This is a genomic window from Bartonella sp. EBT8 (assembly GCF_055796165.1).
In genome coordinates this window covers 1-2,356 of sequence record NZ_JBTTDJ010000048.1, presented here as the reverse complement: position 1 = coordinate 2,356, position 2,356 = coordinate 1, and the positions used below count along the sequence as shown (strand labels likewise).

Annotated in this window: 4 protein-coding genes and 1 pseudogene; all 5 read right to left on the bottom strand. The window is 43.6% G+C overall.

Going from position 1 to position 2,356, the window contains the following annotated elements; genetic code table 11:
* Positions 1–12 precede the first annotated feature (12 nt).
* Positions 13–366 carry a head-tail joining protein gene (locus AC0QT4_RS08850; protein ID WP_473201307.1) on the bottom strand — a complete coding sequence of 118 codons (354 nt, stop codon included), beginning with the start codon at positions 364–366 and terminating at the stop codon, positions 13–15.
* Position 367: 1 nt separating this feature from the next.
* The gene (locus tag AC0QT4_RS08845; RefSeq protein WP_473201306.1) at positions 368–1,444 is read right to left on the bottom strand and encodes a major capsid protein; all 1,077 of its coding nucleotides are present in this window, start codon (positions 1,442–1,444) and stop codon (positions 368–370) included.
* Positions 1,445–1,456: 12 nt separating this feature from the next.
* On the bottom strand, positions 1,457–1,825 hold the full coding sequence (locus tag AC0QT4_RS08840; RefSeq protein WP_473201305.1) for a head decoration protein: 369 nt from the start codon (positions 1,823–1,825) through the stop codon (positions 1,457–1,459).
* Positions 1,822–2,190, bottom strand: coding sequence for a hypothetical protein (locus AC0QT4_RS08835; protein ID WP_473201308.1), 369 nt, complete (start codon positions 2,188–2,190; stop codon positions 1,822–1,824). The genes AC0QT4_RS08840 and AC0QT4_RS08835 overlap by 4 nt, the downstream gene beginning before the upstream one ends.
* Positions 2,085–2,356, bottom strand: a pseudogene (locus AC0QT4_RS08830) (S49 family peptidase); the annotation flags it as partial. The gene AC0QT4_RS08835 and the pseudogene AC0QT4_RS08830, both read right to left, overlap by 106 nt.

Sequence of the window (2,356 nt, the reverse complement as noted above, 5' to 3'; positions counted from 1 at the left end):
AAAAAAGATGCCTCATTGTTTTTGCTCGCGTAAAATAAGCTTATACATACCGGATTCTGAGGCTTGTACTTCGGTGACAACGAAGCGCTCTTGAGTTGTCTCTTCAGTGTTTTCAGGGGAGAGCACCACGACACTATCATCAGCTTTTGGTGGCAATCCGCCAATATCATTGATACAAAGATCAAGTTCTTTTCTTGGAATTGTTGTTGGTATTCTGCCACCAGCATCCGATTCCGAATGTTTGATGCCGTAAATTGCTGTAATCCGAAAAGATTGTTGATTGTCCTTTCGCGTATAGATGACGGGCTGCCCAAAGGTGTTGCGTACCTCTTTTACCATTGTGTTGAGCAGCCCGTGCCATAGCATGTTATTTCCCTCCAATGACGGCTTTGAACAGCATTTCAGGACGTGTGCAAATGTAAAGCGGATAGCTGTAGACTTCAGGCTTTACCCATGCATTACGGTCGTGATCGACGATCAGCATCGTGTAGAGAGGTTTTCCAACCGTGTTGGCAAAATCTAAGCTTTCCCCAGGTGCAAAGGTTTTCTGGAATACGCCAGGCGCATCAACAGGAAAGAATTGACATTCATCAGGCTTAATTCCTATCGCACGCTTTGTTCCAGCCTTTGCACTCACATTATAGTTATGAATACTGCGATAATTGATAAAAGTGATACCGGCAAAATCAAAACTCCCAAAGCTCCCCGTACCAAGAGCACTTGGTGTTGCAACACCTCCTGCGCTATTGAGTGTCTGAGCTAAGGCTGTGTTTAAATAGGTTTCACGAATTGTTTTATGGTTTTTCAACTTAGAAAAAAACGTATTCCCACAAAGTCCAATAATCCGTGAACGGTCAGAAAATGCTCCTTTTGAAGCTTCAATCATTCTCATAATGACCTGATCAACATTATCAGCAACATTGGTTGTTTCACTCTCCAGTTTAAAGTCAATTGGCTTTGGTGGGGTAATTTCCCATTCTTTGTACCAATCGACAATCACCGAACCATCAGCATCAAGGACAACACCTTGAACAGCCCCAAGCTGCATATTTTCCCATGTCAATTCGATTTCAGAAATCAGTTTCTTTTGTTTTCTGGCAATATATTTCATTGCCGTCTCTAACTGATCTTCTGTACCAAATTCACGCCGGTTTTGGATTTCTTCTGATTTCACAGTATCACTTTTGGCAATACGGGTTGTTTTGAAAAACCGAAGATTACGACTGTCTCTGTCACCTTCTGCTAAAGGGGCACCGCGTTCACTGGTTTGAATAAGCGAAAATGTATTGTCACGCCGTTCAATACCAACCACTGTGGTGCTGGTTTCAACGTCTTCAAAAAGATTGAGAGAGCTTACAAGACCCGGTTGAAACTCGTAGTTCTCAATGGCTTTCATCATTGTAATGCTTGAGAAAGCATCATGTTTAAAAAAATTCATATCCATGTGTGCATTCTCCTATCGCAACAGAATTTTATTGTTGTCTTCTAAAGACTGAATAGCTGCCATTTTTTCTTGCTCCAGTATTGCATCCGGCCAGATCAGTTCAGAAGCTTTCACTGTGCTCAAACGCGCTGTAATGACGGCACATTGCTCTGCACCTGTTGCATCAACGGTAGCATAAGAAATCCCTGCGGGCACTTCACTGCCATCGGATGCTGCTGGATTAAGAGGGACATATTGTTCGGTTTTTGTCACCTTTCCCATGACAGTCCCAGCCTCAATGAAAGCTCCCGATGCAAACACCACTTGTTCATTTGACATGTCAGGGTCGTAGCGCCCAAGATAAGCGCCATTGCGAACATCTTCATAAATAATATGACTCATTGTATTTTCTTCCAAATTGATTGCCATTTTGCATGAATTTTCGCCTTGCTCTCTCCATCACCATGGGGAACATAGGGTGACACTTTTAAGGAGGCGCTTTGCGAGCTAGCCTCCGTCAATACACACTGGCGTGCTTTCTCGATACTCATGCCGTTTTTAATAGCCTTTGCGGCATCAAAAGAAACGCCGAGGCGCTTTGCTTGCCTTTCAAGGGTTGTCAGGGCTTGAGCGCGTTTTCTTTCTTGTTCAAGCACGGCTTTTATGTTTTCGCGCTTGTTTTCATTGTCTTCATCGTCTTCTTCGTCAAAGATTTCGGCGTTTTTATCGATGTCGTGATCGTCTTCGTCCTCTTCTTCATTGAGGATGTCGACGATCTTTTCATCATCATCTTCTTCTTGTTCGGCGCGATATTGTGTGCGTGCCATGTGTTTTGTCCTTCTTTTGCTGTTACTGTTGGGGTTTGTGAGATGGAATCCATTAGGGCTTCCAAAGCTTGCACAAGAGTGCCTTGCGCATCTGCTAATCCAAGCG

Bases quoted from the DNA above. Each gene is read 5' to 3' on its own strand.
- AC0QT4_RS08845 (WP_473201306.1), bottom strand. From the start codon at position 1,444: ATGGATATGAATTTTTTTAAACATGATGCTTTCTCAAGCATTACAATG.
- AC0QT4_RS08840 (WP_473201305.1), bottom strand. From the start codon at position 1,825: ATGAGTCATATTATTTATGAAGATGTTCGCAATGGCGCTTATCTTGGG.
- AC0QT4_RS08850 (WP_473201307.1), bottom strand. From the start codon at position 366: ATGCTATGGCACGGGCTGCTCAACACAATGGTAAAAGAGGTACGCAAC.